Below are 25,011 nucleotides of genomic sequence, written 5' to 3'. Positions count from 1 at the left end.
CTACCTCCTTTCTTAGAAAATCACATCCTCTATACTTGCTTTTTCTTCCTTCAGCCCGTGGATCTCCAGGTGAACATCATACAGCGCCATGAGCTTCCTTAGGGTTGTTTTCCAAAACACACCCTCGCTCATTCCAAGTATCACCGTCCCCAAGTAATAAAGCCAAGGCCAGTCTAATCGACTGTCTTGGCCTCCTGGTTTTTTTCGTCTACATCGTCATCCTCTACTTTTGGCAGTCCCTGCGTCATGGACTTTGTAAGCTTTTGAGAAAGCTCCGCTATATCCGCAAGGGCTATTAGCTTTCCAGCGTCCCTTTCTGATAGCGACTCGTCTTCATGTACAAGCCCTATGTGAAGAAGTGTTCTTATTCCCTTCATTGAGCCGTTTGCTATTTGCTTAAATGCGCTGTTTATGTCTCCGAACTTGTCCTCCAAGTCACAAAGCGCATTCAGGTCGAATAGCAGACGTCTTTTTTTATCCAGTGTTATCTCAACGCCTTTTTGTCTTATATCATTAGCCATTAGTTATTGCCTCCTTGTTTTATGCTGCTTCCGCTGGCTGGTCCTGAACCGCTGTGAACCATGCTTCCAATGTTGCTGTATCCACTCCAGTTTCATCCTCGTCCATAATCAGCCTGTACGCTTCGTCGTAGTCCCTGGCAAAGAATGTCCCTTTGAGTTTTGAATTTTGCGCCTTAACCTTGTCTTTTGTAGTCTCGTACTCGTCTGAAGTAAGCTCAAATTTACCTTTGTAAAGCCAAACATACCTGTATGTTCCGTTCTTCTTTTTCGACCTGAAGCCCATTGCCAGGTATGGCGCTATGTCGTTTTTCGTTTCTTTAAGCGCACCTTTGACAAGCTTTGCTCCCTGGAGCTTCGCCCTGGATGCAAGCGAAAGCTGGTTCAGCTCTATCTCTACATCCACGCAGTCGAATATGTCTATTATCTCTTCCAGGTTGTCGTCCGAATATTCTTTGCTTGTTGAAACCTTCGGCGTTATCTTCGCCATTATTGCCCTTTCAAGCTTTTCGGGTGTTTCATAAGTTGCCGCTGTCTTATCGTCCTTTGTAAGCAGTGCTATGTGAAAATCCCTAAGCCCTATCTGTTTGCTCATTTCATCAGCCTCCTATTTGATTTTCTGCATAAAAAAGCCTGATTACATGGTGGTATACCTTTGTATCAGGCTCATATAAGTCGTATTCGCTTTTTCTCGTAAACCCTGCGCTTATTAGTTTTTCCTTTGCCGCATTGACTATGTCCGCATAGTCTCCCTTGCTCCAAACATCCACCTGGATATAGTGGCCTGTAATTTCTTCCTCGTCCTCGCTGTAGTCCTCGCCCTTTTGCAGGTATTCGAAAAAGGTTATATAGACGCTTTCATTCCCGTCATATGTCTGGAATGACACCGGCACCCCGATACCTGCAAGGGCTCCCATAACTGTTTTGTTTATCATAGCCCCAGCCCTTTTTTGATTTCCTCTTTTATCGCCTCTGCCGCTTCATCCTTCACGGCCTCAAAACCAGGACCCATGAAAGGCTGTGCCGCCATCTTTGTTGTTCCGAATTCCAGGAACTTGCCATAGAAACCGTCTCCGTCCGGGCCCACTTCAACAATCTTTTGGCCCTCCTTTGTTTTTATTTTAGAGACCTTTATGCTTTCCTTGAGTTTTCCTGTCCTTTTAGGAGCCCGGCTTTCAATGGACTCCTTTACAATTTCACCGGCTTTTTTAAGTGCGTTATTTTCAATTTGAGCGCCTTTTTTTCCAAGCTGTTCAAGCCGATTGAGAAGTTCGTCCATTCCCTCCAGTTTTATTTCAGCCATTTCGTCTACACCTCTTCTTTCGCCCACAGTAGGCGTTTCAGGGCTTTTCTCTCCTTGTTGACATTATGACATCAAGCATCTTGTTAAAGCTTGCCTCAATTGAATTTGAAAGCTCGTTTTTTCAAGTCCTCTTTTTTACACCTGCTCTTTGGCCATTATGTTCAGTTCCTTGTGCTTTTCATCAACGTCAACCACGCTTTGGATTTCGAAAACCCTCTCACCCATTTTTATTCTCATGTCGGCTGTAATCCCGGCATGATACCTTGTTATGAACTTGACCTGGTTTTCGTTTTGTGTCGCTGCGGCTTCATAATATTCCCGCCCTTTAAGGGTCTTTATTCCGGCCCACACTTTTTTATGGTCCTGCCAGCGCTGGTCATCCGTAAGCAGGAATCCATTTTCATTTACTGTAGCGTTCACATATGTTTGAAATATGATTCTTTTATTTAGCATCCCTGCGTTCATTCAATCAGCTCCAAAGCTTGTGCGGCTTGACCATATAGTTCACTGCATTCTCAATGTCTTTCGATATTCCAGTCCCTCTGTTTTCATACATATAGGCCACAAGCATTTTTATGGCCATGGGTATTTCCTTGGGCACTGTCCACCTATTTTCATCCGTCATTTCCTCTTCGGCTATAGGTCTGTTTATTTTCGTTTCGACCATTGAACTTGCAGCTTCTATCATGCCACTTATCATAGAATCTTCCTCACTGTGTTCCAGCTTCAAATACTCTTTCATTTCCTCAACCGTAACCATGGCTGCACCTACTTAAGCTTTAACTCTTCAAGCCTTTTCAAGGCCTCGTCTTTGCCCTGGATTTTTTCACCGTTTGGCAGTTCGTACCACCCGGCTCCCTTGTGAACAAGCAAGTCCTCAGCGGGCGATTCCTGCTCGTCCACCTTGCCAAGTTGAACTGCTTTCCCATCCTCGACTGCGGCACCTATTTTGATAAAACTGCTGGCCATATCCTCGGATATTTCAATGCCTACCTCATATTTCCTGTCTGTCAAAAAGACACCCGCAGCTGAAGCAGATGTCTTTAGCATTTTTATGGTCATGTGATTACCTCCTATGCGCCAAGTTTAATCCTTGCAAAAGCTGTCTTTAGAACTGGAGCCCCGTCCGTTTCTTTTCTTCCTATGAATCCAATCTGGTTGGTTTCGGCATAAAGCTCCACAAGCCTTTGAATCTCCATGTTGAGCGCATCAACTATCCAGTAGTAGTCGAAATCCCCTATTATTCCGGCATAATTGCCTGCGGTAAGGACATTTGGAGCGTATTCACTCATGTAGTATGGCCTGTCGAGTATCTTATCTGCGACTGCGCTATTCGGATCCAGGATGTATCTGTTTTCATTGTCCTTTATTTTCATTATCTGTTTTACCACATCCCTGTGGAATATCCAGTTCGCATTTTGGACATGGGCCCCTTTAAGCGCAAACTTTGCGGCTATGAGCCCGTCATATGTCACAGCCGTGGCCGTATTTCCCTCGACTATGTCCCTCGAAGCGTCTATTCCATTATCACTTGCCGTAAATATTCCAAGCGGCTTCGCTACGCCATCTCCCAGCATGAACGCCTTTTCTTCAGTTATCCCAAACTTGTATGCAAGCCTTTGCCTTACAAGCTGCTCTATCGGTATGGACGAGAACTTCACGAGCTTGTTTGAAACCTTTATCCTTTTTGCAACTGGATTCGGCTTGAGCTCCCTTTTTCCAAAGTCCATGCTTCCCTCGTTTCCAGTCTGAAGCTCCGTAGTCCAGTCTGCGTCGTCTACATCCGCATCCAGCGTAGGCGCTCCCAGGCTGTCTGAAGTAGTAAGAGCAGGCAGTACATTCGATATTTTCCTCATGAATACAGCATTATCAAGGTCCTTTATGAGCTGTGTCACCCACTGCTGCGGAGCCACTATGTTTGAGCCTGAACTAGCAGAACTCACAGCCAGCGCCCTCGCCTCTTCCACTGTGAGGTTTGCCAGGTTTCCATCCATAAGTTTTTTTGCAAAAGCTGAGCGGTACTCTTCCCTGTCAGTCGGGTGGATATTTTCCCTTTGCTCCGGACCTTTCGGATCTCCAGATTGTCCCACAGGCTCATGCGTTGCTCCTGTCAGTGTGTCTTCAAGCGCCGCCATCCTTTCCTCTCTTTCAATCTGCTTGTCTATTTTGTCTATCTCGGTCATGTAGCTATTCCAGGTTGTTTCCTCCTCAGCCGACATGCTCCTTTTTTCGCCTTCTGCCCTGTCAACTACGCCCCTGGCATTTTGTATAAGGTTGGCCCTTTTTTGTCTCAGCTCTCTTATCTTTTCTTTCATACGTTTAACGCCTCCTGAATTTATATTTTTTCAAGCAATTCCAGTTTCTTTTTCTTCATCGCAAGGTCTGCACTATAGTCCTCTTTTGAATTTTTGAACTTCTCAAATACCTTGTCTGCAGACCTAAACTCTCCATCTGCCCCCCTTACATCCGAAGTGCTTTGCGAATATGCCGGGTATGTGACCGGGCTGACTTCATGAAGCTGTGCCTCTTTAATGGTCCTTATGGCCATGTCCTGCGTCTCGTCCCATTCCTCAACTGTAGGAATGAAAATAAAGGAGCTTCCGTCAACGTCCCCACGCTCTATCGTCTCAACATACTTGTCAGCCCAGCTTGGCGGGTCTATTTCATACCTTAGCCCGATGTCGTCCTCATAAACTTCAAGTGTCTTGGGCCTTCTCCCAAGAACTTCATGGAGTCTGTGCTGCCATGAAGCTATGACCTTGTTGTTTGGATCTGAAAGCCACTTTTGAAAAGCCCCCCTTTCAAACTGCTCTCTGAACAGGCCAAATATGGGATTTGAAAGCTCGTTCCACTTCACGGCATAACCTACGATTTTTCGCTTGCCGTCTTCCCCTTCCTGGGCCCTCACCTCGGCACTAATGTGGTTGCCTCTCTTCTCCTTGTCATTCAAGCCCCTCACCCCCTTTTTTGATATTTTCAATCGCATTCAAAACAGCTTTCACAAGAGTAAAGTTTCCATTAATCAAGTGCTCGTTGAGCTCCGGTTTTTCTTCAAGGTTTTCAAGCTTTCTGACTTCGTTTCCGCTCATCCAGCCGTCATTAAGAGCCATATGGTAGGCATCATACCTGGACTTTGTATCTCCACGAAGAAGCCCCTCAACGTTGAATTCAGCGTTGTAGTTCTTTCTTTCGTTCGAAGTCATAAGCTTCCACCTTAATGCCTGCTCCCATCTCACAAGCCACGGCCTCATTGTGTGGCTCACAAACTCAATTCCCTGGTGCTCTATGTTGCTAAATGTGGCCTTTTCAAGGTCGGCTATCATGTGAGGCGGCACCCTGTATATCCTGGCCACTTCGCTTACCTGGAACTTTCTTGTCTCAAGAAACTGCGCATCCTCAGGCGGTATCCCCACCTGCTTGTATGTCAGTCCCTCTTCTAAAACCGCAATCCTGTGCTGGTTTTCAAGCCCTCTGTGCATGTCATTCCATGATTTGACCAGTGACTTTTTCGCCGGGTCCGAAAGATTCCCCGGATGCTCCAGCACTCCCCCAGGTTTTGCCCCGTTGCTGAAGAACCTTGCCCCGTATTCTTCAGCTGCCATTCCAAGCCCTATCGTCTCCCTCATGAGGCCTATGGGTGAAAGCCCGTGCCTTCCATTGAGTGACAGCCCCGGTATATGCAGCACTCTTTCTGCAGGCAGTGTGTACCCCTGGCCGTCTATTATTGTCTTATATACAATCTTTTTCGTTTTCTTGTCTCTTTCTGGCCATGTTGATGCCGCATTGAGTGGCCACAGCGCCCTTGGAAAACCATTCGGCCCCCATTCTATTTCCGCATAGCAGTTACCCCGCAGGAGCAAGTGGACCTGAAGAGTCTGCCTAAATGTCATTGAAGTCATTTCCTCGTTGGGCATGTCGTGCAGGAGCTCATACAGCGGGTGGTCCCTAGCCTTTTCCTTCGCCCCTTTTTTCTTCCCATACAGAAACAGCGGCAGTGAAGCCAGTGTTTCACTTATCACATTCACACAGGCAAACACCGCTGAATATGTCAGTGCGGTTTCTTCAGACACCGACTTGCCTGAAGTTGTAACGCCCCCACCCATAAAGTCCACAAATTCCTGTGAAGGGTTAGAAATGGACTCCCTTTTTTCAAACAATCCGCTTAAAAACAACTATTTCACCCCCTTTCTGGCCATAATAAAACCTATTGCCATCAGTACGCTTCCAAGAAACATAAAGGCAATAGGTTCATATATCAAGTGCAGACCATAAGTGCAAATGCCAAGGCCTGCGGTAAAACAAATATCCTCTTTGTACTTTTTCATATAAAAAACAGCCCTCTCTCCTCGTATACGCTCTTTCTCCCCTTGTAAGGCTTTAGCATTGCCCTTGAATGACTTGTTATTAAAGCTACTGCCGGGTCTATCCTGTATTGCGCCTTTGACTTGTCCGGCTTTATGTTTCCCGCCGGGTCCTGCGTTGCCACGACATTGCTCATAGTCCATGTGAGCAGCGGGTTTCCGTTGTGAATAAGCTTTTGCTGCAGCACTAGGTCATATACATTTTTCATGGGTTCGCTCAAAGTCTTGTATCCCTGGCGCACCTCCACCGTCGTGAACCCTTCGTTTTTAAAATCGTTGGCTATCTGAGTGGCGTTCCACGGATCATAGCATATTTCCATGATGTCAAATACCTTCGCCTTTTCAAAGATGTACAATTCTATCCAGTCGTAGTCCACAACCGGACCAGGTGTTAAAGTGATATATCCCTCTCTCGCCCAAGCAGTATACGGCACGTTGTCCCGTCTTTCCTTTTCTTCAATGCCTTCCTCCGGCATGAATGAATGGCTCAGTATATAGAAATAGTCTTCCATGTCAAACTCGAAATTGACACTCGTTATATCCGTGGTGGATGAAAGGTCCATACCTACTATGCAGGGATATTCTATAAGCTCTTTTTCTGTGACTATTTTCTGCGGGCACTCGGCCCACTTGAACATGTTCATCCATCGCTTTTGTGAATTGACCCATATGTTCAAATGCTTGCAAAGGAAATTGTTTTGCGCCGCCGGAATCTCCTTGGCCTTTTCACATTTCCTCTGCAAATCTTCAACATTGCATGAAACTCCAAGATTCGGGTTTGCCTTTATCCAGCATTCGGGGTCTGTCCAGTCGTCTCCCTCGTCGATCTGTGCTATGTACGCAAAGAATGTGTCATCTTCAACGGTTCCCTCAAGTATTTTCACGGAATACTCATACATTTCATAGCAGATTCCATTCCTGTTAAAGCCCGCTGTCGTGATAATATAAATGAGCGGCTGGCTTCTGGCTCCTGTGGCCGTCTCAAGCACGTCATAAACTTCCCTCGTCTTATGGGCGTGCAGCTCGTCTATGAGTCCGAAGTGGACGTTGAGGCCGTCCATGGTATTCGCATCTGACGACAAGGGCTCGAATTTGCTGTTGTTCACGGGTACGTTCATGTTGTTTGTGAAAGTGTCTATATATTTGCTCAGGTGCTTCGAAGCCTTTACCATCCTCTTGGCTTCATCGAATATGATTTTTGACTGGTCACGCTTTGTGGCAGCCGAATATACTTCGGCTCCCTGCTCCCCGTCTCCAGTAAGTCCATAAAGGCCGACTCCGGCAAGTTTTGTGGACTTTCCGTTTTTCCTTGCGACCTGCTCGTATGCTGTCCTGTATCTTCTTAGGTCGGTGTCCTTGTGCTTCCATCCGAATATGGAGCCAATGACAAAGCACTGCCATAGCTCCAGCTCTACAGGAGTTCCAGCCCACTCTCCCTTTGTATGGTTCAAAAATCCAAAGAAATCTATGGCCCTGTCCGCCGCCTCTTCGTCATAGCAGTACTTGTATGATTTCTTTTTCGACTTTTTCAAATCCTCAATGTGCCTATTGCAGGCCAGTATGACAAGGTATCCAGCCACTATGTTTCCGGCGAGGACTTCCCTTGCGTACTTGGTCACTCTATCCACTTTTGCCACCCCTCATGAAAGTAACGAATGGATCTTCGCTCTCATCCGCTTCCTTTACAGAAAGATTTGTCCTGGAGCTTGGAGTCAAGCCGAACTCCTGGGCGAAACTTTTCATAAGCTTCATTGCGGTATTCGCAATCCCAACCTCCGGCCTTTGAATTACATTCCCCTTGTCAGTCGTGTAAGTGTACCCTTTTTCAGATACAAGCTTCTCCGCATCCACCCACCTTGAAAAGTTTTGACAGTATGCTGCAAGGGCCGCCGTGTCCGCCTCGGTCAAAAGGCCGTTTTTTTCAAGAAGTGGAACGACCCTCTTCCATTCTTTTTTCGCCAGCCTGTCTAGAAATGTCGGCGGCTTCAGGCCAATGGCCTTTTTGAATGTTGGTTCGCTTGTATTCAGCTGCCTTTTGCCCGGATTCCCCTGGAGCACATTCAGATTTGTCGGCTTTGGAGCCGGACCTCTCCTTCCCATGTCTTAGCCCCCCTTTCAAAACTTGCGACCATGAAAAGATGACTTCCCACTCGGTCTACGTTCCCTGCGCTGTAGAGATTTGAACCCCCCTCCCCCTCTGGAGAAACCTCTATATTTTGTTTCTTTCATTACCAAATCCACCATCCTCTCTTGCCGTCTTCCTATCATGGCACCTCTTGCATAGTGGCTGCCAGTTGCTCTTATCCCAAAACAGTTTCATATCTCCCTTGTGCGGAACAATATGGTCCACTATCTTTGCCGGAGTTATTTTGTTTTCTTTCATGCACTCGGTGCACAATGGATTCTTTCTCAAAAACTTTTCCCTCTCCTGTTGCCACTTGTAGTTGTATCCTCTCTTGCTCGACGATTCCCTCTCGCCTCTTTTCCTTTTCACCTCGCCTTCATGCTCTTCGCAATAAGTATTTTTTGTCAACTTCGAGCACCCTGGATAGTTACAATTTCTAAATGATCTTTGCGCCACAAAACCACCTCCTCTTTTTCCTTATTCTGTCAATCGAGTTAAACTTATCTTACAATTGTGTTGAACTCATTTGAACCCATACATGCGTTTATGCTTCTTGCTTTTATGCATGTTTGAAAATATCAGTTCCACACTTTTGCATTGTGTTGAACTTATTGCAAAAAATAAAAAAATAAAGCTATATTTTGAACTTTTTCATAGCCTTATTTATGCTCTCCTGGTTTATTCCGATGTACTTTAATGTGACACTCGGATGCGTATGGTTAAATATCTGCTGCAGCGTAACTATGTCACCTGTCTGCCTGTAGAAATGGTATCCAAATGTCTTTCTCAGCGTATGAGTCCCGATGCTCTCAAGCCCGAACCTGTCACCTGCCGCCTTCAATATCTTGTACGCCATGCTCCTGCATATTGGAGCATTGTAGTTTTCCCTGGACTTGACCAGGTACTCGTCCAGATCCTTGCCCTCAATGTAATTGTTCAGCGCCCTCTTCAGCTCATCATTGATTTCAATGGTTCTTTCCTTCCGGGTTTTCTTTTCCCGAAGCTTGATGTACTTCTTGTTTCTGACATCCCTGACCTTCAGCTTTAGTATGTCGGATATTCTCAGGCCAGTATAAATTCCGCACATATACATGATATAGTCTCTTTCACTCTTCTTTTTTAAGTAGCTGCCTATGTCATATACCAATTCTCGTTCTCTTATTGGCTCTACGAAATTCATACATTCACCTTCTTACTTGTTGATATTTTAAATTTGAGTATGAAAAAAGAGCCCGTAGGCTCTTTATAATCCTGGTATCGTATCTTTTAACAACTTAGCTGCTTTAACTATCTTTGCAGTTGTTGTATTTTCGTCGATATATCTAACTCCCATTAACGTAATCTGCATATTATCAATATGCGTTGCTAGTGGAGCCCTACCTCTTCCTCCGCGACTAAAAGCTACTCCTTTGATTAAGCATGCATCTTGCATCATTTCCAAAATATATGCCCATCGTTCACTGCTGATTTCTAGTGCATCAGGTCTAATATCACTAAACTCGGGTTCATTTTCATCAAGAGACTTGTCTAGCTTTTCTAAAACCTTAACAATTATATCATGTGTTTTCATGTACATTGCTCCTTTTCTATTTAATCAGCCTATAACTCTCCCTACTTAATGGTTATGGGCACATTCAGCACAAAATCCTGTTCCAGAATCCCCTGTTTCTCTTGGAAAGACCCTTCCACAATCAGGGCATGTGAAATTACTTCCCATACAATGTTCACAAACATAACCACCTTCTGAATACTCATACGATGCATTTTTATTGCTACACAATACACATTTTGCCATAATACCCCTCCTCTTTTTATATCCAGTATACTCCAATTACAATAGATTAAAAGGGGCAATCCTTCGTCAAATTTTGACATGCTATATCATTTATTTTATTTTCTTATGCACCTTGGCACCATACATACAAAAACCGCATCATAATTGCTCTTATAATAAAAATGTGACAGCCATCTGCATCTGTAGCACTTATGCCTCTCACACTCTTTTTTCTTTTTCTCTATAAGCTCTAACTTCGCTTTTTTATAACTTGCAGCTTCATCCATTAAATTCACCGCCCAATCATTATACAAATCAGAAAAGCAGCCCTCTTGGACTGCCCTCAACCTTGTTTGAAAGAAATAGTATATTCAATTTTCACAATTCCATAATATCATCTGTAATGCCTTCCAACACACTCATTCCCCTCGCCTTTTCAACGCCAAAACCTCACTACTGTAATACTGTTCTTATCTTCCCTAGAGCTCTCTTCTTTTTCTCTCTTAAAGCGGTTTCTCCTAAGTGCAAGCATGAACACAATTTATACCATTGTTTGCCCTCTATAACTTGCATTTGTATCACTTGCCTTTCCTCTTCATCCAGCGCTGATAAAGCCTTATTTATAATATCCAGCTTATGCTTTGCCAGGTATATTTCTTTTTCTATTTCAATCTTTTTCAGTACTATGTCCTCAACCGGCTTGCTCATATTTGATGTTTGAACACGGTCAACTGTGTAGTCTAAAGCCGATACCCCCACATCATCTATATTTTTTAACTGCTCCTGAAGTATTTCAATCCTTGTCTCAATTACCCTATATTCTCTTAATGTTTTTTCTACGTCTTTCAAAAGTATTCCTCCCCACCTGCTTTTCCTATCAAAAAAAGACACTCCCAGCCCCATCATAACTGGAAGTGCCTCCGTTACTCGGTCAGCACAAACTATTTAATTTTTTCCTTGTACGTGTTTTTCAGGCTTATTACCAATTCGCCATTTGTATGTCTTACTCCAAATTCAAAAAAGTCTATATTGCCTACTTTGTCCACCATGTCTATAAGATCTTCAACCTTTTTATGAACCTTTGCCTTGATGTCTTCCTTCTTTGCCATATATGTATTTCCCCCCTATCTTGGTACTTTCGATAAAACCAGTTGCACTATTTCAAGCAGTTCCTTCTTGCTTGGATTTATTTCTCTTTCATATCCATCCTCAAAACTCACTTTTTTCACTTCAGCATGTTCTCCTGATTTTACTATTCTGAATTCTTCCCTTTCCACTATACTCACCCCTTATTAATCCTCATGTTTTAAAATTTTCAATAGAGTTTCAGCTTCAATTTCAGCCTTTTCATCCTCTATAATAGCTTTAAGGTCTTCCCCCTCAAAATATCTCCTCACTATCTTTTCAATCTTAGGGCTAATGCTTTCGTATAAAATCCCCATGCTTCCACCTTCTTAAGTCTCCAATTTTCCAATCGCCTCTTGGATCTCTTCGTCATTCCTCCATCTTTCATAAAAGGTATTTACTATCTCTCTGTTTCCTTCTGGCGAATCTTCCGTCACATAGCATTCCTCCAGAAATGTTTTGATTTCATTCAGCAGCTTAACTTTCATATACTTCACCCCTATGCCTTTTGAATCTGTATGGTCGAGCCAATATCCGTTTTTATAAAACTTTCCATTCTCCCAAAGCTGTTTTTAAAGAAGAGCAGGTCTTTTGTTGCAAACTCGAATTTGAGTTTTTTTATTTTGCTTCCTCGCCCGGATAAATCAATTATTTTGTATTTTCGTCCTTCATCAAGCTTGATTTGCTTTTTAGCTCTCGTAGCTGCGAGCCGTTTCTTGTAGCTATTCTCCTGCAATGACATTTGTTCATCCCCTTTTTGCCCTTCCAGCCCCATAGGTGTTGTTACGTCTTTGCTTAATTTTGTGCATTAACTACTACTTCCACTCATTCAATTCCTTATACATTATTTGTAATATTCTGCTTGAAATAGTTTTATAAAGCGTATTAATTTAATAAAAGGAGCGTGATTAATATGCTTTATAAAGATACACTTATACCTCTTGATAGAAATACAAGAAAAGTTTTAAAAGTTCTTATAGAAGAAACTCCCCATGATAAGAGATTCCATTTTTTTGAGAATGCTGAGCAAATACAACCTAAAATAAAAGACTTAAATCTAAACGAGGTTGAAAAATATTTGGGCCTTTTATATCGAGGTGAATTAATACACGGCACCTATGTGGAAGTTTATAAACTAACTAAATTTACACTAACACTCGAAGGTGAAAATTATTTCAAATTAGAGCGTAGCCTATGGTTTCAAAATGCAATATATTCTGTAGCCACTGGCGTAGGCATCGGTGTAACTGTCGGCTTTATTCTGTCACTATTAGCCGCTTAGCATAATTAACATGTTAAACGTATTTGCTTTTCAAGCTTAAAACTATTCCTTGTGCAAAATCAGAGTAATCCACCATTTCTTCATCTTTTGCACTATCTTATTATTTTTCTCTTTCCCTCTTTTTCTTGTAGCCTCTTATATTTTCTTTTTTCCACACCTCAACCTCTTCCGGCAATCCTTGCACTCTCAATTTAACCATTTCATACCTCCATATTTTTTCTAATACACTCAATACAATATTCTTCAAGCGCCACTCCACCGCCTATTTCAACCGTTTCCACATAATAGTTTTCATATGCCTGGATTGTTCTTTCGCACTTGGAGCAGATCTTGGTTCTCTTTTGCTTTGGCGATTCGATAAAGTGAATCATGGCATCATCCTTTCGCCTGGCTATCCATTTCCCTAAAGTCCTGATATCGTGTCAAAAAGTGAAAGCTGCTTTTCTTTCGGTTCCTGTCTCTCAACCTTTTTCACCGGCTGCATTCTCCAGCTGTCGTCGTATTCTTTCGACTTCACCTGCACTCTTGCCTGTGGCTCTTCATTTTGCACTGCCTCTGTTTTCAGCCTTGGAGCGGGCTTTTGCCCTTGTACCGCATTCTTGTTTGTCTGCACTACCTCGACGGCTGCGGCCAGCCCCCTGTCAACAAGATGGTTTCTTATTCGCTCTGCTGTCTTCTTTGTAATTCCTCTGACATTGTGGTTGTATATTACATATGTCACTTCACCGATGGTCAGACGAACCTTGCAGCAAGCCCATTCGTCCTTTTCACGGGGCTCTTTAATGCATTTTGAAATCTCTTTCCTTCCGCTTACGCTGATTCCGAAAGGTCCAAGCTTTCCTCTCAGATCTTCTCTCTCGTCACTGCTCAATTCATAGGTTGACCAGCCGTATGAGCTAAGCTTGTTGACTTTGAACTGCCTGCCGTCAACCTCTATGAATGCGCCTTTCCTGGATTTCTCTGGGCTGAAAAAATTTATGCCCTGCCTCAGCTTCAGCCTATAGGTGCATTCATTTTTCAGGTTCTCATACTGATTCACGCAGTAGCCTTTATCTGAGCATTCCATGTACAAATGGCAGCAATCAAAACTCATATCATCACCTCTTTTCACGAGTTTCTTCGGCGCTTCACTCCTGTTCATGCTTTTTTCTAAATTTCTTTGCCTGGTTTTCGAGTATCATAGCCTCAAATTCATCTGCGCTGTATTTTTGCGACCTTTGCTCCTTGAAGTGGAATGTGTTTTTGCTGTAATCAATCCCAGCCTGCTTCTGTTCCTCTTTCTTAAACTCCTTGTCATACTTGCCTTCAAGTACCTTTGCCATGTTGTTTTCTTTCATGAACCAGTCAAAATCTGCCCACTTGCTGCTGTTATCCGCAAGGTATTTACTACCGCTGATTTTCTCAAACAGCTCCTCGAATACTTCAATCCTGTTTCCATACTCCCTGAATCTGGCCTTTATGTGCTTTTGCCTTTCTGCAGTCATTTTCCGTATCTGAGGGAATTTATCGCATGTCTCGTTGAACATATCCTGAATTTTTTTATAGGGCACTGGCGTTTCATTTTTCCCTGCTGCATCTTCTTTTAAAATCTCTGTAGTAGTCTCTGTAGTAATCTCTGGTATTGCTTTTTCCTTTTCGCCCTTTCTAGCATCTTTTTCGACCCTTCTATTTTCTTTTTGCTCTTTCGAATTTTCTTTAAGACGTTTCGTATTTTCCACTTCGCCCTCGGGTTGTTCCGGCTTTTTATTTTGAATTTCTCCATTTTGAATCTGACTTATATCAGCCAGTTTTATGCTGTATCCATCCAAGTTGTATCCAAGGGCCAAAAGGTCCTTTTGGATTTTTGCTATGTTGACCCTGTACTGGAGCACCCTGTCCATTTTTATCTTTGGGTTTCTCCTTTGGTCAAGCCATCCCTTGTCTACAAGCTCCTTGAGGTACGTCCTCATGGCCTTCGGTTTAACGCCTATCATTGTTTCATCCGACAGCTCTTCGGCCTTTTTGTATATCCAGCCGTTGCTCAGCTCCATGCGCGGGATGCCATCTTCATCCGTCCCGAATTTCATGTACCTTTCTTTTTCCTCGACTATGTATGCGTCTATGTCTTTGACTTTTTCGCACCAGTAGATCATCTGGCCAAGCACTATGGCCAGTTTGAAATCTCCAGTCAGTTCAACCAGCTCTTCTTTTATTACAACCCGTTTAAGCTTTTTCATATCATGCACCTACCTTAACTTGATATGCAGCAAAGCGAGGACTATAATCCCCGCTGCCACTGCCGCCTTAACCGCAAACCCTGCTTTTCTTTTTTTCATTCGCCTTGTATGGATCTGTTCTATATGCACACCCATCAGCTCCTTTTGTGCCACTTCTTTTCGTCCAAAAACTTCTTTGCAAACTTCTCGGTGCTTCTCCTTAGATTCTCATTGCTTCTTCTGTGCCTTGCCTTTTCAGCCCTGTCTCTTTTCGACATTCAAAACGCCCCCTTTAAAATGGAATATCATCGTCATCAAAATTAACTGGCTCGTATCCGCCTGGTATTTCCGGCTGCGACCCGTTTGTGCCCTCGTAGCCCCCTGGCTTGCCCAAGAAATCCACGCTTTCGGCAACAATCTCCGTTATATATTGCTTTGCTCCCTGGCTGTTGTCATACGACCTTGTCTGGAGCCTTCCCTTCACGCCCGCCTGCTGGCCCTTGATCAGATATTTTGCGCAGTTTTCCGCCAGGGCTCCCCACACCTGAATCCGTATGAAATCGGCCTCATACTGGCCCTCTCTATTTTTAAACGGCCTGTTGACAGCTACCGTAAAAGTCGCAACCGCCTTGCCATTTCCCGGGATGTATCTAAGCTCCGGGTCTCTCGTCAATCTTCCTATCACTACAGAGCAGTTCATCTATCTTCCTCCCGCCGCTTTTAGCTTCATTTCGTTTTGCATTTTCAACACAATGAGCCTATCCACCGCTTTTGACTGTCTCATTGTTTTTTCATGTCCAAGTCCAAAGATACCAACTATTGAATCAAGCTTTTTCTGCGCCCTCATAAGCCTTGCATCCAAATCCATGCCTAGCACTCCCCTTCCTAGTCAAACACTTCTTCAAGGTATATTACGTCCCAGCACTCGCCTGTCTTGTACAAGTTGAAAATTATATATTCATCGCCATTACCATCGAAGCCGCGCTCATTCACTCGCAGTTCAAAGGTATCGTCCAGGTCAAAGTCGTATTCTCCGCCGCACGCTTCAATGTCCGCTTTCTTTTTCGCCTTCTCTTTCTCGGTGAATCTCACTGTATATACTCTGACGGCGTTTTCTCTTTCATCAACTGAAAGCACTTCATATCCTGCCGCCTGGAGAATCTTTTTTGGTGTTATAAGCATAATTGTCCCTCCGTTCTTTCCGCTCTACAGTTTCTAATTTTGCGATATACTTCTGACTCTGAAATACCGTACATCATTCCTATTTCAGTACATGTCAAATGCATTTCATCTTTGAATTTAATCATGTCATCCACGTCTTTTTCATCCAGCACCCTTCGCACCTTTGGAGATATTTTTTTGTTTTCCAATACCAAATCCAGTACATGAAAGGCCGTTTCTACTGTAAATCCGTTCTCAATGGCTATCCATAGTGCTATATAGTTTTCGATAAGATCCATTGAATGCATTTTTTAAAACTCCTTCCAGTGTGGTATAATGGTTTTACATTAAATTTTGTGAATGCCCTTTTTGGAGTTGCAGCTCCTTGAGGGCCTTTTCCATTTTTGCGATAAACTCAAGCCTTGCCGTGTACTGCCTGAATCTGTTTCCTTTCAAAATCGGGCATTTAATATTCAGCTTCCTAATATCTCTAACAATCACAGCACTCCCTCCTTTCTATCGTCCTATAAGCTCCACCCTTTCCTGCCTCAACTGTTCAATTCTTTCGTGTATTTCAACGCATCGTTTTTCACTTCCAGGCTTGCCGAATATCTCCAGGTGCTCCAATGCAAGCTTTGTATGCTCCCCCGCTATTGCGATGACCCTGTTTTCTATTTCTTCACAAGTCACAATTTCCACCTCCAATGCCTATAGTCTCCTTTTAAGGGATATAACTGGCCTTTCATTCGAATTCTTGAATTGCTTTAAAAATTTGACATTCCAGGGCTAAAATTTTTTATTTCAGGCCAAGTTACTCAAAAACATTAAAGCCATCGCCGCGCCTGCTACGTCTCCAATCTCTTTTGCTATGCCTTTCCATTCTTCTTCCTCATGCTCGTCGATAATTCCGTCACAAGCTATTTCAATCATGCTATCATTGACCTTTCGCATGTCTGATATTTCCTTTTGGAGCTTCAGGACTGATTTTGCAATGTCCGAAAATTCAACGTCCGGAAGATATGTCCTGCCGACAAGAGTGTTTTCTTTAAGGTGCATGTAGGCAAGGTGTTTTGCATCATATGTTCTTACCATTGCGCATACAACCTCATCACTAGGAATCCTTTTGCCGGTTTCATAGTCTGCAAGCGACCTCACGCTTACGGTTAGAATCTCCGCTGCCTGTTCTTGTGTAAATCCTGCATTAACTCTGGAAGTTTTATATATGTTCCTGCATGATTTAGACATTCACTTCATCTCCTCTCAAATGTAAAATTTAAGTATAAGAAAACTCACCCCTTTTCACCTTTCTTTCCATCAAAAATCCATTCCACTTCAAAACTTTTCTATCGGCTCCCTCTTGGGAGCTCTTTTCATATACATATTTTCTCTTATAGCTTCAATTCTTTTACGTTATCTAAATCTGAAAGATCCTTTCCGTCTATGCGTTCCATAAATTTTTCAATTTCCTTTTTCCTGACCTTGATTCTTCCAAGCCTAGTTGCTGAAAGAAGATTTTTTTTAATCAGATCATATACAGCATTTGGATTCATTCTTAGGATCTTTGCCGTCTCAGACACAGTATATAAGTAGTCACTTGGCATCGGGTATGGTTCAGATATAGATTCCATGATTTTCTCTAAAATATTTAACTCGTTAACAGATTCCCCTTTTGCTTTTTTACTGTTCACTATTGTCAGCTCCTTTTCGTGTTGTTCCTTTTAGACACTATGGATTTAAAAAAATATCATCTCTTTCATAGTTTAAAATTTTCTTTATTTTTATTACTATTTTTAAAGATGGATTTTTCTTTCCCAATTCTATGTTTGTATACGCTGCCCTTGATATACCTATCATATCAGCTATTTGTTGTTGCGTTAATTTTTTTTCTTTCCTAATTTTTCTAAGCTTCTCCCTCAAAGATATCGCCCCTTTTCGTGTCTTTTCGGAACATTTCCTATAACTATATATTAGTGCCTTAAAGACACTACGTCAATACTTTTTCTAAAAAAAGTTCATATTAGACACATTGGTTTATTTTAGACACATTTTAATCTAAAATAGTAAGATAGGAGGGGGTGTTTTTGTAGATGTTTTCAGAACGATTAAAAACCTTAAGAAATGAAAAAGGATTAACTCAACAAGATATAGCAGATATTCTTGGGATTGGAAGAGCAACAGTTGCTGGTTACGAAACAAAAGGTAAACAACCAGATTATGAAAAACTAACACTCCTTGCCGATTACTTTAATGTCTCCACTGACTACCTTCTTGGAAGAACCGACCAGCGTAAACCATGCTCTACAGATAAACCGATTACCAAGGCGTACCATAATCTTGATGCTGAGGGACTATCTGATGAGGATATAGAGAAAGTCGAAGAGTATATAAGGCTACTAAAGATGAAATACCATCCTGATGGGACTTTGAAAAAGTAGTCATAATAAAATAAATAAAAATGCTGTTATCATGACAGCTTTTTATTTTCGACATTTATTGACATTATTTTTCATAAATGTAATGTTTTCAAGGAGGAGACTGTGTATGATTAACCCTGTAATAATCCTTCAAAAAGAATTGAAAAAGTTACAAGAATTTGCTGAAGACAATAAAAAAAATTTTAGTAACGAAGAAATAACAAAGCAAACTTTGATTCTACCTTTTATAAAAATATTAGGTTATGATACTAAAAATCCAAACGAAGTAAAGGCTGAACACTCTCCTGAAAATGCTTCTAATATGCTTAAGGTAGACTATTGCATAAATGCTAACGGCAGGGACTGCATATATGTCGAAGCCAAGCCATATGGCAAAAATATATCCAGAGACATTGATCAAATGAAAAGATACTATGACAATTCTGTCTGCGTTGAATATGGCCTATTGACAAACGGCACAGACTATTATTTTTTCACAGGGCTTAAAGAGTCAGATAAGATGTATCCCTATCCATTTTTCTCTTTCAATCTAATGGATTATTCTATAGATGACATTGAAACTCTAACGATATTTATGAAAAATAAGTATAACAATAGGGATATGAGGCTCATAGCCCGTGAAAACAGGTTGATAAATAAAATGTATAAAGGGATTTATGAGCTTCTTGGTAATCCGGATGAAATAAAAGATTTTCTTGCAGATGAATTTAAGGGTATGGAAGATGAAGACTTCAGTCGACTTATTTCGGTTGCTGTAGAAAGAGCAATAATAAAAAAGGGCGATGAGTATGAAGAAGAGCGAAAGCAGCAAGTCGTTCTTAAATATTCAGAAAACCAGCTTCTCAGCCTTGGACGATTCAAATACATAGAACCTTTAAATCACGAGATATTCATCCCTGACAGAAGTAAGTTTGAAATGATACTGCAAACATCCAAAGATGATTATTGTGTTGAAAAAGGAAATCCCACAAGTGACTTTTTTGTATCTGCTATTTATACAGATAATAAAAATATCAAAGGTTTTTTAATTGGACACTTTTTAGGTGAATTGGATGAAAACGATGAAGAAGATATATCTTTATACTGCACACCTGCAAATGATATAGCTCCCTTTGTAAAAAACAATCCTATTGTAAATGAAAATGGCTTTATAAATGCGAGATTTTTGAAAAGAACAAGCAGGAAAAATCAAAGTATATCATATTCTCTTCAAAGCAGCATTAGCGGGGTATCATTTAAAAATTTTCCTAAATTAGTTGTTGAAATGAACAATTTTGATGAATTCTACGAAGAATTTTTTTCAAAATAAGTAAATCAGCATTTCAATTGTTTTTTCATACAAATCCATTACAAAGCATATCACAACCTTAATGCCAAGGGATTGTTTGATGAAGATATTGAAATCTGTTGAAATACAAGTATCTAAAAACACAAAACTACTGGAGCTTATCGACAATAAAGTTGATGTCATAAATAAAATCGACGATATAAAAGCTCCTAATGCAGATCGACAAATTGATATTTCAAGGGATATTAAGTTCATAAAACACAAAATGCGCGAAACCGAAGAAAATGTTTTTATAATAAAAAGACAACTTAAACTAGCTAAATAAAAAATGCTGTCATGATAACAGCTTTTTATTTTCGACATTTATTGACATTATTTTTCATTAATATAAAAAAATACAAAAGGAGATGTTTAATATGTCTAACTGCCCTTATTTTGAAAAATTTCTTGTACAGAAAGGATTTGCCTCTAAAAAATATGTATATGTTTGCAACAGCTCTAATGCTAAACAAGCTGAACTTTTCAATAAAAAACCTATAATATTCAATGCAGTTTCTGATTGTGGGAATTATAGTCACATCCTTAATTACTGTGATAACATTCATAAGCCTGATACACATAAAACCTGTCCATATTTTGTTTCTCAAACAAAATCTATAATTAAAACTCAAAATACCAAGAAATGTCCACATTCTATAAGAGTAGGCAATGACCAAGCTGCTAATTATGGATGCAATCTTACCGGAAACACAGTACATCTAGAACATGTTATATCTCTTAACGAGTTTGCTCAAAGATTTAAACAATGTGCTAATGGCGGACATGGATGTAAAATCTTATGTGAAAAATAGTTAAACAAACTTGTAACTTATACAAAGTTCTAAAATTTAGCTTTTCTATTATTGGAAAATAAATCGACATAGTCAAAACTTAATTTGTGTACAAACAAGGGATAAGAATTATGCTTATCCCTATTATATAAGGAGTGATTTATAAAAATGAAAAAAATATTTATTTTGTCTGCTGACTGTATTGAAAATCTAAAATACAAAGAAGAAATGATAAACACCATAAAAGAACTTACGACTACTGATGAAAACAAAGTTCTAATAACTTCTCATGATGAAACTAGACTTTCAAAATTAAAAGATAATTTACAGCTAGAACCCAGTAGCAATTTTGCCTATGCTAATAGGCATATTGTGAATAATTTTATAGAAGATAAAGAAAAATCTTATTTTGCGGTACTTGGAAATAAAACTGTTGATATGAGGTTTGCAGCGCGTAACAAATTATTGTTTCTATCTCCAACTTGGACTGTTCAGGATGATGATGCAAAAAAATACGGAATACCTATAGATAACCCTGATATATTTTATAAGTTCGCAAAAACTTTAAATAATCAAAACCACTTCTTTACAAAAATGATACTTCCCGATGAAACACGTGTTTTTTCTATTATGGATGCACGTCATAAAGCTTATGCAAAAAATTTAGCAGAAAAAGATTTAGTTGAAAATTTCGAGCGAATTTTAAAAAAGAAGCAGAAAAACAGAACCTATTTTGAAATTTTACTTTATCATTTTCTTGCAACAATTTCAAATAACAACCCTCTATTCAGTACATTAGACGACTGGTGTATAGCGCCTTCTTCAGGGCAAGACTTAAATAGATATATGCTTTATTTTAAAGAAGTTGCTCGTTGTATGATGGGAAAACAAAATCCACGTTCTGAAGCTTTTAAAGACTTTCCAAATATGTTTATACGTCACACTTTAAATAGCAAGAGCCAGAATATGAACTCTAATACCCGTATACAAAATGGATGCATCTCTCATTTTGATACAATTTGTATAAATAAAATATATAAGAAAAAACTTAAAAATAGAAATATAATAATTTTTGACGACTATCTTACTCATGGAAATACCTTTGAATCTCTTAGAAACCTTCTTAGAAGTCAAGGTGTTGGTAATATCGTTCTTGTAACGCTAGGAAGTTTTTGCTCTAGCTATAAGTATCAAGAATATGATATAATGGGGGATGTTTTTTCTCCTGGATACAAATATAAACTAAACAGGAAAGAAATTGTTACCCCTAAAAACTTTATAGAAGCAAAGGATGAAATATCCAATTTATATGATATATTTAATTTAGGACAGTAATTTTAAAAGTTATACTACTCCTACAGGAGGTTTTCTATGGAATTATATTTAATAGCATTAAAGGAACTTGGTCTCGACAACATGACATTAAATTATATAGCATTGAATTGTACTTTTGAAGAAGTACATGAGATTTTTTCGGGACATTATCTAAGTATCCAGTTATCAAAAAATATAAACTTAGATAAATATTCAAGTAAATTATCTGATTTAGTTCTAATGCAAGAATATCTCAAAAAAGCAAAGAATATAATCAAAAAAAATAAAAAAAATAAAATAAAATTTGTATGCATACACCAAAAATCTTATCCTCAAAACCTTAAAAAATTAGCAGATGCTCCAACAATTTTATATTTCAAAGGTCGCGGTTTTTATAAAAAACATATAAAAGCACTCGCCTGTGTTGGAACTAGAACTCCTACACCTTTTGGAGTGTCAGCAGTAGAATCACTTATCCCTAAATGGGTGAATGAAGATTTTACAATTGTAAGCGGTTTGGCAGAGGGAATTGATACTGTTTCTCATACAACATGCCTTAAAAACAATGGAACAACAATTGCAGTACTAGCACACGGCCTTGATATGATATATCCTAAATCTAATAAAGACCTTGCAGATACCATTTTACAATCTAATGGGTTGCTAGTATCAGAATATCCGATAGGTACTCCACCAGAAAAGCATCACTTTGTAAATAGAAATCGAATTGTAAGTGGGTTATCTAAAGGTGTTGTTGTTTTTGAAACCAAAGCTAAAAGTGGAAGCATGCATACTGTAAATTTTGCCATTTCGCAAGAAAGACCTGTGTTTTGTCCTTTGCCTGATATGGCAAAACCTCAAACTGAGGGTCTTCTAAAGCTACTTAATGAAAAAAAGGCAGTTGCAATCCAAGGCAAAAATAGATATGAAAAGGCAATTATTTTAACTGGATATAAAGTCAAGAAAGACAAAGCTAAAATTCAACAATTAAAAACAATTTCGACATACAATATTCTTAATACTTTAGATCCCGATATAAATAAAATTCATGAAAGTAAGATTTCAGAGAAAAAAACAGCTACTATAACGGTAGATAGAGAACTTTATGAAAAGTATAAACAAATTCTAAACAAACAGAATTTATCGTCAAAAGATTTATTCAATGCTTTTATTTTATCTGTTATTAATTCTCAAAAAACATAAATTTTTTGCAAAAGGCATACATGCCTTTTGCAAAGCAAAAGTATCTTTTCAATCTTGCATCTATTCATTTTCCTGCCAAATATCACGTTTTTAATAATCTTGAGACTTGTCTTATTCTCTATACGAGTCGAACGTAGTTATAGCACACTTCTTCTGACTCAAAAGGTCATGTTTCATATATCATTCATTCTTTTTCTAAACAATCCCCTAACCATTACCCAATGTTAAATTCATATATTTTTTCTGCAATTCTGTCATTTCTAACAAATTTTCTCTGTTCTCTTTTCAGAACATACATTCCATGCTATAATACTTTCCAAACATTTGTTCTTTTTGCTATTTGGAGGGATAATTATGATTGAAACATTCCAACTCGAAGAGATTCTCACACAATGCAATATAATAAAGGAATTCGTGCCCCTTTCTGAGGCTGTATTAGGCTATTACAGCTTCGATGGCGAGTATTACATAATATTAATCAATGAGTCCATCAAAGGCGACCACAGACTTTACAGGACCGTCCTAGCTGAAGAAATAGGACACTATAGAACTACTATAGGTGATATAACTCCTCGAAAATATATGTGCTACTCTGAAAGGCTGATTATAAATAAGAAGGAGCTTTTGGCCTTGAAATGGGCCGTGAATTTTCTAATTTCCACCCAGGATCTGCTGGATATAATAAAGGACAAATCCGTACTGTCCATTTCTGAAATGGCTGATTATTTCTTTGTCACGGAAAAATTCATTTATCAAAAGTTTGAATTCATGTCAAAAGAAAGGCTCACATGGGATATTGACAGTAAAAGAAGCCTTATCCTGTCAAATCTCCCCTCACTGTTCATATATGAAAAAATAAAATAAAGAAAGGATGTGCTTATTATGGACGGTTACGTAAGAAAGCGTGGCGACAAGTGGTACTACAGCTTCGAGCTTTCCAGCCCTGACGGGAAAAGGAAACGTATTGAGCGTGTTGGAGGGAGGACAAAGAAAGAAGCTAACAGTGCACTTTTGCTGGCACTTGCCGAATACAAATCTTCAGGCCTGGTTTTTATTGAATCTGATGTTCCTTTTGGTTTTATATTCAATCATTTCATAAAAAATGAAGCAGAACTTTCAAGAAAATATTCAACTATCAAAAGATATAAATCCCTGTATAAAAATCACCTATCTGCTTTTGAAAATAAGCCGATTGTTAGCATAAGTGCTGAACAGCTGCAGACTTTTCTCAGCTCCAAGAAAGAAACTCTCAGCCCTGAATATATCAAGAGCATGTACAATCTGCTTGTCGTCATATTCAAATATGCGCTTCGCATGAACAGAATAAAATTCAATCCAATGGATAATATCAAGGCTCCCAAAAAACAAACTAACAATAGCGCCATTAAGGTTTATACAAATGAAGAGCTGAAAATACTAAGCGACCGGCTGCTGTCAACAAACCTTCACATGCCTTTCCAGCTTGGAATCAATCTTGGGGTAAGAGCCGGGGAATGCTATGGCCTTAGATGGTCGGATTTTGATTTTGAAAACAACACTGTTAAAATTGAAAGGCAGCTTCAAAGATATGATAATATCTGGTGCTTCACTACCTTGAAAACTCAAAACAGCTATAGGACCATTAAGTTCAGCGATAAGTTCAGGAATTACTTACTTGCCCATATGGAAAAAGTCGAACAGAACAAGTCGCATTTTGGAAAAATGTATAAAAGAAATGTGGTAAAGGACGAAGAATCTGGTGAATTAATAATCGTAGACGATTTTATGAACGTCAAAGAAAACGGCGAGATGCTCAACACGTACAGCCACAAAGTCATATCAAGAATCGCAAAAAAAGAACTGAGCATAGACTTCAAGTATCATAACCTCAGGCACACCCACGCTACAATTCTTCTTGAGGGCGGCCTCAATCCAAAATACATTCAAATGCGCCTGGGGCATGCCAAACTGGAATTCACATTGAAACTGTACACTCATCTTACAAATTCAATGAGTGATGAAGCCTCAAAATTGTTGAATTCGAAACTTGAAATATGATCTATGCCAAAAAAGCCGAATTGTACTTTTTTATGTACAGTTCAAAAAAGTCAAAAAAAA

46 protein-coding genes are annotated in these 25,011 nt (G+C 39.8%); 9 read left to right on the top strand and 37 right to left on the bottom strand.

The features are described 5' to 3' along the window. Positions 1–12 precede the first annotated feature (12 nt). From BUQ87_RS15225 to BUQ87_RS08825, 24 genes are all read right to left on the bottom strand, one after another. On the bottom strand, positions 13–153 hold the full coding sequence (locus tag BUQ87_RS15225) for a hypothetical protein (protein ID WP_159434303.1): 141 nt from the start codon (positions 151–153) through the stop codon (positions 13–15). A 20-nt stretch (positions 154–173) separates the two neighbouring features. Then, the gene (locus BUQ87_RS08905) at positions 174–521 is read right to left on the bottom strand and encodes a hypothetical protein (RefSeq protein WP_038263067.1); all 348 of its coding nucleotides are present in this window, start codon (positions 519–521) and stop codon (positions 174–176) included. Positions 522–540: 19 nt separating this feature from the next. Next, the gene (locus tag BUQ87_RS08900) at positions 541–1,113 is read right to left on the bottom strand and encodes a major tail protein (RefSeq protein WP_038263070.1); all 573 of its coding nucleotides are present in this window, start codon (positions 1,111–1,113) and stop codon (positions 541–543) included. Positions 1,114–1,117: 4 nt separating this feature from the next. Continuing rightward, a complete protein-coding gene (gene gp17 / locus BUQ87_RS08895) occupies positions 1,118–1,453 on the bottom strand; it encodes a tail completion protein gp17 (RefSeq protein ID WP_038263073.1) in 336 nt (111 codons plus the stop codon). Beyond that, a complete protein-coding gene (locus BUQ87_RS08890; protein ID WP_330391310.1) occupies positions 1,450–1,848 on the bottom strand; it encodes an HK97-gp10 family putative phage morphogenesis protein in 399 nt (132 codons plus the stop codon). The genes gp17 and BUQ87_RS08890 overlap by 4 nt, the downstream gene beginning before the upstream one ends. A gap of 108 nt (positions 1,849–1,956) precedes the next feature. Next, positions 1,957–2,274 (bottom strand): phage head closure protein, encoded by a 318-nt coding sequence (locus tag BUQ87_RS08885; protein ID WP_278309050.1) that lies wholly within the window; start codon positions 2,272–2,274, stop codon positions 1,957–1,959. 16 nt (positions 2,275–2,290) lie between these two features. Continuing rightward, complete coding sequence (locus BUQ87_RS08880) at positions 2,291–2,581, bottom strand: head-tail connector protein (RefSeq protein ID WP_038263079.1); 291 nt, start codon at positions 2,579–2,581, stop codon at positions 2,291–2,293. 8 nt (positions 2,582–2,589) lie between these two features. Continuing rightward, complete coding sequence (locus tag BUQ87_RS08875; RefSeq protein WP_038263082.1) at positions 2,590–2,883, bottom strand: hypothetical protein; 294 nt, start codon at positions 2,881–2,883, stop codon at positions 2,590–2,592. Positions 2,884–2,894: 11 nt separating this feature from the next. Then, on the bottom strand, positions 2,895–4,136 hold the full coding sequence (locus tag BUQ87_RS08870; RefSeq protein ID WP_052635990.1) for a phage major capsid protein: 1,242 nt from the start codon (positions 4,134–4,136) through the stop codon (positions 2,895–2,897). Between the two features lie 20 nt (positions 4,137–4,156). Beyond that, complete coding sequence (locus BUQ87_RS08865) at positions 4,157–4,771, bottom strand: HK97 family phage prohead protease (RefSeq protein WP_052635991.1); 615 nt, start codon at positions 4,769–4,771, stop codon at positions 4,157–4,159. Next, the gene (locus BUQ87_RS08860) at positions 4,764–5,993 is read right to left on the bottom strand and encodes a phage portal protein (RefSeq protein WP_038263084.1); all 1,230 of its coding nucleotides are present in this window, start codon (positions 5,991–5,993) and stop codon (positions 4,764–4,766) included. Before BUQ87_RS08860 ends, BUQ87_RS08865 begins: the two co-directional genes overlap by 8 nt. After that, complete coding sequence (locus BUQ87_RS15220; RefSeq protein ID WP_159434302.1) at positions 5,994–6,146, bottom strand: hypothetical protein; 153 nt, start codon at positions 6,144–6,146, stop codon at positions 5,994–5,996. It abuts the gene before it with no gap. Next, on the bottom strand, positions 6,143–7,810 hold the full coding sequence (locus BUQ87_RS08855; RefSeq protein ID WP_038263087.1) for a terminase large subunit: 1,668 nt from the start codon (positions 7,808–7,810) through the stop codon (positions 6,143–6,145). The genes BUQ87_RS15220 and BUQ87_RS08855 overlap by 4 nt, the downstream gene beginning before the upstream one ends. After that, positions 7,803–8,282: a phage terminase small subunit P27 family gene (locus BUQ87_RS08850; RefSeq protein ID WP_038263089.1), complete on the bottom strand. Its 480-nt coding sequence runs from the start codon at positions 8,280–8,282 to the stop codon at positions 7,803–7,805. Before BUQ87_RS08850 ends, BUQ87_RS08855 begins: the two co-directional genes overlap by 8 nt. Positions 8,283–8,391: 109 nt before the next feature. Beyond that, positions 8,392–8,715: an HNH endonuclease signature motif containing protein gene (locus BUQ87_RS08845; protein WP_242943821.1), complete on the bottom strand. Its 324-nt coding sequence runs from the start codon at positions 8,713–8,715 to the stop codon at positions 8,392–8,394. A gap of 226 nt (positions 8,716–8,941) precedes the next feature. Beyond that, a complete protein-coding gene (locus tag BUQ87_RS08840) occupies positions 8,942–9,487 on the bottom strand; it encodes a site-specific integrase (RefSeq protein ID WP_038263095.1) in 546 nt (181 codons plus the stop codon). A gap of 63 nt (positions 9,488–9,550) precedes the next feature. Next, on the bottom strand, positions 9,551–9,877 hold the full coding sequence (locus BUQ87_RS08835) for a YjcQ family protein (protein ID WP_038263098.1): 327 nt from the start codon (positions 9,875–9,877) through the stop codon (positions 9,551–9,553). A 45-nt stretch (positions 9,878–9,922) separates the two neighbouring features. Next, positions 9,923–10,102: a hypothetical protein gene (locus BUQ87_RS15050; protein WP_143182441.1), complete on the bottom strand. Its 180-nt coding sequence runs from the start codon at positions 10,100–10,102 to the stop codon at positions 9,923–9,925. A 432-nt stretch (positions 10,103–10,534) separates the two neighbouring features. Further along, on the bottom strand, positions 10,535–10,930 hold the full coding sequence (locus BUQ87_RS08830) for a hypothetical protein (protein WP_143182440.1): 396 nt from the start codon (positions 10,928–10,930) through the stop codon (positions 10,535–10,537). A 92-nt stretch (positions 10,931–11,022) separates the two neighbouring features. Further along, a complete protein-coding gene (locus BUQ87_RS15415; RefSeq protein ID WP_169738181.1) occupies positions 11,023–11,190 on the bottom strand; it encodes a hypothetical protein in 168 nt (55 codons plus the stop codon). Between the two features lie 15 nt (positions 11,191–11,205). Next, entirely contained in the window at positions 11,206–11,358 is a 153-nt protein-coding gene (locus tag BUQ87_RS15215) for a hypothetical protein (protein WP_159434301.1), read from the bottom strand. Positions 11,359–11,373: 15 nt separating this feature from the next. Next, positions 11,374–11,523, bottom strand: coding sequence for a hypothetical protein (locus BUQ87_RS15210; RefSeq protein ID WP_159434300.1), 150 nt, complete (start codon positions 11,521–11,523; stop codon positions 11,374–11,376). A gap of 12 nt (positions 11,524–11,535) precedes the next feature. Beyond that, complete coding sequence (locus BUQ87_RS15205) at positions 11,536–11,694, bottom strand: hypothetical protein (RefSeq protein WP_159434299.1); 159 nt, start codon at positions 11,692–11,694, stop codon at positions 11,536–11,538. 11 nt (positions 11,695–11,705) lie between these two features. Continuing rightward, a complete protein-coding gene (locus tag BUQ87_RS08825) occupies positions 11,706–11,981 on the bottom strand; it encodes a hypothetical protein (RefSeq protein WP_207647183.1) in 276 nt (91 codons plus the stop codon). A gap of 138 nt (positions 11,982–12,119) precedes the next feature. Here BUQ87_RS08825 and BUQ87_RS08820 point away from each other — a divergent pair, with 138 nt between their 5' ends. After that, positions 12,120–12,488, top strand: coding sequence for a hypothetical protein (locus tag BUQ87_RS08820; RefSeq protein WP_038263104.1), 369 nt, complete (start codon positions 12,120–12,122; stop codon positions 12,486–12,488). A gap of 200 nt (positions 12,489–12,688) precedes the next feature. Here BUQ87_RS08820 and BUQ87_RS15200 read toward each other — a convergent pair whose 3' ends face one another. From BUQ87_RS15200 to BUQ87_RS08775, 13 genes are all read right to left on the bottom strand, one after another. Next, positions 12,689–12,859 (bottom strand): hypothetical protein, encoded by a 171-nt coding sequence (locus tag BUQ87_RS15200; protein ID WP_159434298.1) that lies wholly within the window; start codon positions 12,857–12,859, stop codon positions 12,689–12,691. A gap of 32 nt (positions 12,860–12,891) precedes the next feature. Next, positions 12,892–13,629 (bottom strand): hypothetical protein, encoded by a 738-nt coding sequence (locus tag BUQ87_RS08815; RefSeq protein ID WP_207647182.1) that lies wholly within the window; start codon positions 13,627–13,629, stop codon positions 12,892–12,894. Beyond that, positions 13,616–14,704 carry a hypothetical protein gene (locus tag BUQ87_RS08810; protein ID WP_052635992.1) on the bottom strand — a complete coding sequence of 363 codons (1,089 nt, stop codon included), beginning with the start codon at positions 14,702–14,704 and terminating at the stop codon, positions 13,616–13,618. Before BUQ87_RS08810 ends, BUQ87_RS08815 begins: the two co-directional genes overlap by 14 nt. Positions 14,705–14,838: 134 nt before the next feature. After that, complete coding sequence (locus BUQ87_RS15675) at positions 14,839–14,961, bottom strand: hypothetical protein (RefSeq protein ID WP_278309049.1); 123 nt, start codon at positions 14,959–14,961, stop codon at positions 14,839–14,841. A gap of 14 nt (positions 14,962–14,975) precedes the next feature. Next, the gene (locus tag BUQ87_RS08805) at positions 14,976–15,383 is read right to left on the bottom strand and encodes a single-stranded DNA-binding protein (RefSeq protein ID WP_038263110.1); all 408 of its coding nucleotides are present in this window, start codon (positions 15,381–15,383) and stop codon (positions 14,976–14,978) included. Continuing rightward, positions 15,384–15,551, bottom strand: a complete 168-nt coding sequence (locus tag BUQ87_RS15195) for a hypothetical protein (protein WP_159434297.1) — start codon at positions 15,549–15,551, stop codon at positions 15,384–15,386. It abuts the gene before it with no gap. A gap of 17 nt (positions 15,552–15,568) precedes the next feature. Continuing rightward, complete coding sequence (locus BUQ87_RS08800; RefSeq protein WP_038263114.1) at positions 15,569–15,865, bottom strand: hypothetical protein; 297 nt, start codon at positions 15,863–15,865, stop codon at positions 15,569–15,571. After that, positions 15,856–16,152: a hypothetical protein gene (locus BUQ87_RS08795; protein WP_052635993.1), complete on the bottom strand. Its 297-nt coding sequence runs from the start codon at positions 16,150–16,152 to the stop codon at positions 15,856–15,858. Before BUQ87_RS08795 ends, BUQ87_RS08800 begins: the two co-directional genes overlap by 10 nt. Before the next feature lie 34 nt (positions 16,153–16,186). After that, positions 16,187–16,345, bottom strand: coding sequence for a hypothetical protein (locus BUQ87_RS15190; protein WP_159434296.1), 159 nt, complete (start codon positions 16,343–16,345; stop codon positions 16,187–16,189). A 15-nt stretch (positions 16,346–16,360) separates the two neighbouring features. Beyond that, positions 16,361–16,549 (bottom strand): hypothetical protein, encoded by a 189-nt coding sequence (locus BUQ87_RS15185; protein WP_038263117.1) that lies wholly within the window; start codon positions 16,547–16,549, stop codon positions 16,361–16,363. 96 nt (positions 16,550–16,645) lie between these two features. After that, entirely contained in the window at positions 16,646–17,089 is a 444-nt protein-coding gene (locus BUQ87_RS08785) for a helix-turn-helix domain-containing protein (protein WP_038263119.1), read from the bottom strand. Between the two features lie 143 nt (positions 17,090–17,232). Beyond that, positions 17,233–17,532 (bottom strand): helix-turn-helix domain-containing protein, encoded by a 300-nt coding sequence (locus BUQ87_RS08780; protein ID WP_330391307.1) that lies wholly within the window; start codon positions 17,530–17,532, stop codon positions 17,233–17,235. Positions 17,533–17,569: 37 nt separating this feature from the next. Further along, positions 17,570–17,761 (bottom strand): helix-turn-helix transcriptional regulator, encoded by a 192-nt coding sequence (locus tag BUQ87_RS08775; protein WP_038263121.1) that lies wholly within the window; start codon positions 17,759–17,761, stop codon positions 17,570–17,572. A 170-nt stretch (positions 17,762–17,931) separates the two neighbouring features. Here BUQ87_RS08775 and BUQ87_RS08770 point away from each other — a divergent pair, with 170 nt between their 5' ends. From BUQ87_RS08770 to BUQ87_RS08735, 8 genes are all read left to right on the top strand, one after another. Further along, positions 17,932–18,279, top strand: coding sequence for a helix-turn-helix domain-containing protein (locus BUQ87_RS08770; RefSeq protein ID WP_038263123.1), 348 nt, complete (start codon positions 17,932–17,934; stop codon positions 18,277–18,279). Positions 18,280–18,385: 106 nt separating this feature from the next. Then, a complete protein-coding gene (locus BUQ87_RS08765; protein ID WP_052635994.1) occupies positions 18,386–19,588 on the top strand; it encodes a type I restriction enzyme HsdR N-terminal domain-containing protein in 1,203 nt (400 codons plus the stop codon). Between the two features lie 76 nt (positions 19,589–19,664). Continuing rightward, entirely contained in the window at positions 19,665–19,892 is a 228-nt protein-coding gene (locus BUQ87_RS08760) for a hypothetical protein (RefSeq protein ID WP_207647181.1), read from the top strand. Positions 19,893–19,983: 91 nt separating this feature from the next. Continuing rightward, on the top strand, positions 19,984–20,418 hold the full coding sequence (locus BUQ87_RS08755; protein WP_038263128.1) for a hypothetical protein: 435 nt from the start codon (positions 19,984–19,986) through the stop codon (positions 20,416–20,418). Between the two features lie 147 nt (positions 20,419–20,565). Next, a complete protein-coding gene (locus BUQ87_RS08750; RefSeq protein ID WP_038263131.1) occupies positions 20,566–21,732 on the top strand; it encodes a phosphoribosyltransferase in 1,167 nt (388 codons plus the stop codon). Between the two features lie 36 nt (positions 21,733–21,768). After that, the gene (gene dprA / locus BUQ87_RS08745; protein ID WP_052635995.1) at positions 21,769–22,914 is read left to right on the top strand and encodes a DNA-processing protein DprA; all 1,146 of its coding nucleotides are present in this window, start codon (positions 21,769–21,771) and stop codon (positions 22,912–22,914) included. Between the two features lie 354 nt (positions 22,915–23,268). Then, positions 23,269–23,778: an ImmA/IrrE family metallo-endopeptidase gene (locus tag BUQ87_RS08740; protein WP_038263134.1), complete on the top strand. Its 510-nt coding sequence runs from the start codon at positions 23,269–23,271 to the stop codon at positions 23,776–23,778. Positions 23,779–23,796: 18 nt separating this feature from the next. Then, positions 23,797–24,951: a tyrosine-type recombinase/integrase gene (locus BUQ87_RS08735; protein ID WP_038263137.1), complete on the top strand. Its 1,155-nt coding sequence runs from the start codon at positions 23,797–23,799 to the stop codon at positions 24,949–24,951. The last annotated feature ends 60 nt before the right edge of the window (positions 24,952–25,011 follow it).

Source organism: Peptoclostridium litorale DSM 5388, from assembly GCF_900141635.1.
GTDB lineage: Bacteria > Bacillota > Clostridia > Peptostreptococcales > Peptostreptococcaceae > Peptoclostridium > Peptoclostridium litorale.
Note: the sequence above shows the minus strand (reverse complement) of the source record. Positions and strands in the feature narration are given on the sequence as shown.

Excerpts from the sequence above, each read along its gene's own strand:
- BUQ87_RS08905 (WP_038263067.1), bottom strand. The coding sequence starts at position 521 with ATGGCTAATGATATAAGACAAAAAGGCGTTGAGATAACACTGGATAAA.
- BUQ87_RS08900 (WP_038263070.1), bottom strand. The coding sequence starts at position 1,113 with ATGAGCAAACAGATAGGGCTTAGGGATTTTCACATAGCACTGCTTACA.
- gp17 (WP_038263073.1), bottom strand. The coding sequence starts at position 1,453 with ATGATAAACAAAACAGTTATGGGAGCCCTTGCAGGTATCGGGGTGCCG.
- BUQ87_RS08885 (WP_278309050.1), bottom strand. The coding sequence starts at position 2,274 with ATGCTAAATAAAAGAATCATATTTCAAACATATGTGAACGCTACAGTA.
- BUQ87_RS08880 (WP_038263079.1), bottom strand. The coding sequence starts at position 2,581 with ATGGTTACGGTTGAGGAAATGAAAGAGTATTTGAAGCTGGAACACAGT.
- BUQ87_RS08875 (WP_038263082.1), bottom strand. The coding sequence starts at position 2,883 with ATGACCATAAAAATGCTAAAGACATCTGCTTCAGCTGCGGGTGTCTTT.
- BUQ87_RS08870 (WP_052635990.1), bottom strand. The coding sequence starts at position 4,136 with ATGAAAGAAAAGATAAGAGAGCTGAGACAAAAAAGGGCCAACCTTATA.
- BUQ87_RS15220 (WP_159434302.1), bottom strand. The coding sequence starts at position 6,146 with ATGAAAAAGTACAAAGAGGATATTTGTTTTACCGCAGGCCTTGGCATT.
- BUQ87_RS08850 (WP_038263089.1), bottom strand. The coding sequence starts at position 8,282 with ATGGGAAGGAGAGGTCCGGCTCCAAAGCCGACAAATCTGAATGTGCTC.
- BUQ87_RS08840 (WP_038263095.1), bottom strand. The coding sequence starts at position 9,487 with ATGAATTTCGTAGAGCCAATAAGAGAACGAGAATTGGTATATGACATA.
- BUQ87_RS08835 (WP_038263098.1), bottom strand. The coding sequence starts at position 9,877 with ATGAAAACACATGATATAATTGTTAAGGTTTTAGAAAAGCTAGACAAG.
- BUQ87_RS15050 (WP_143182441.1), bottom strand. The coding sequence starts at position 10,102 with ATGGCAAAATGTGTATTGTGTAGCAATAAAAATGCATCGTATGAGTAT.
- BUQ87_RS15415 (WP_169738181.1), bottom strand. The coding sequence starts at position 11,190 with ATGGCAAAGAAGGAAGACATCAAGGCAAAGGTTCATAAAAAGGTTGAA.
- BUQ87_RS15210 (WP_159434300.1), bottom strand. The coding sequence starts at position 11,523 with ATGGGGATTTTATACGAAAGCATTAGCCCTAAGATTGAAAAGATAGTG.
- BUQ87_RS15205 (WP_159434299.1), bottom strand. The coding sequence starts at position 11,694 with ATGAAAGTTAAGCTGCTGAATGAAATCAAAACATTTCTGGAGGAATGC.
- BUQ87_RS08825 (WP_207647183.1), bottom strand. The coding sequence starts at position 11,981 with ATGGGGCTGGAAGGGCAAAAAGGGGATGAACAAATGTCATTGCAGGAG.
- BUQ87_RS08820 (WP_038263104.1), top strand. The coding sequence starts at position 12,120 with ATGCTTTATAAAGATACACTTATACCTCTTGATAGAAATACAAGAAAA.
- BUQ87_RS15200 (WP_159434298.1), bottom strand. The coding sequence starts at position 12,859 with ATGATTCACTTTATCGAATCGCCAAAGCAAAAGAGAACCAAGATCTGC.
- BUQ87_RS08815 (WP_207647182.1), bottom strand. The coding sequence starts at position 13,629 with ATGAACAGGAGTGAAGCGCCGAAGAAACTCGTGAAAAGAGGTGATGAT.
- BUQ87_RS08810 (WP_052635992.1), bottom strand. The coding sequence starts at position 14,704 with ATGAAAAAGCTTAAACGGGTTGTAATAAAAGAAGAGCTGGTTGAACTG.
- BUQ87_RS15675 (WP_278309049.1), bottom strand. The coding sequence starts at position 14,961 with ATGTCGAAAAGAGACAGGGCTGAAAAGGCAAGGCACAGAAGAAGCAAT.
- BUQ87_RS08805 (WP_038263110.1), bottom strand. The coding sequence starts at position 15,383 with ATGAACTGCTCTGTAGTGATAGGAAGATTGACGAGAGACCCGGAGCTT.
- BUQ87_RS15195 (WP_159434297.1), bottom strand. The coding sequence starts at position 15,551 with ATGGATTTGGATGCAAGGCTTATGAGGGCGCAGAAAAAGCTTGATTCA.
- BUQ87_RS08800 (WP_038263114.1), bottom strand. The coding sequence starts at position 15,865 with ATGCTTATAACACCAAAAAAGATTCTCCAGGCGGCAGGATATGAAGTG.
- BUQ87_RS08795 (WP_052635993.1), bottom strand. The coding sequence starts at position 16,152 with ATGCATTCAATGGATCTTATCGAAAACTATATAGCACTATGGATAGCC.
- BUQ87_RS08785 (WP_038263119.1), bottom strand. The coding sequence starts at position 17,089 with ATGTCTAAATCATGCAGGAACATATATAAAACTTCCAGAGTTAATGCA.
- BUQ87_RS08770 (WP_038263123.1), top strand. The coding sequence starts at position 17,932 with ATGTTTTCAGAACGATTAAAAACCTTAAGAAATGAAAAAGGATTAACT.
- BUQ87_RS08765 (WP_052635994.1), top strand. The coding sequence starts at position 18,386 with ATGATTAACCCTGTAATAATCCTTCAAAAAGAATTGAAAAAGTTACAA.
- BUQ87_RS08755 (WP_038263128.1), top strand. The coding sequence starts at position 19,984 with ATGTCTAACTGCCCTTATTTTGAAAAATTTCTTGTACAGAAAGGATTT.
- BUQ87_RS08750 (WP_038263131.1), top strand. The coding sequence starts at position 20,566 with ATGAAAAAAATATTTATTTTGTCTGCTGACTGTATTGAAAATCTAAAA.
- dprA (WP_052635995.1), top strand. The coding sequence starts at position 21,769 with ATGGAATTATATTTAATAGCATTAAAGGAACTTGGTCTCGACAACATG.
- BUQ87_RS08740 (WP_038263134.1), top strand. The coding sequence starts at position 23,269 with ATGATTGAAACATTCCAACTCGAAGAGATTCTCACACAATGCAATATA.
- BUQ87_RS08735 (WP_038263137.1), top strand. The coding sequence starts at position 23,797 with ATGGACGGTTACGTAAGAAAGCGTGGCGACAAGTGGTACTACAGCTTC.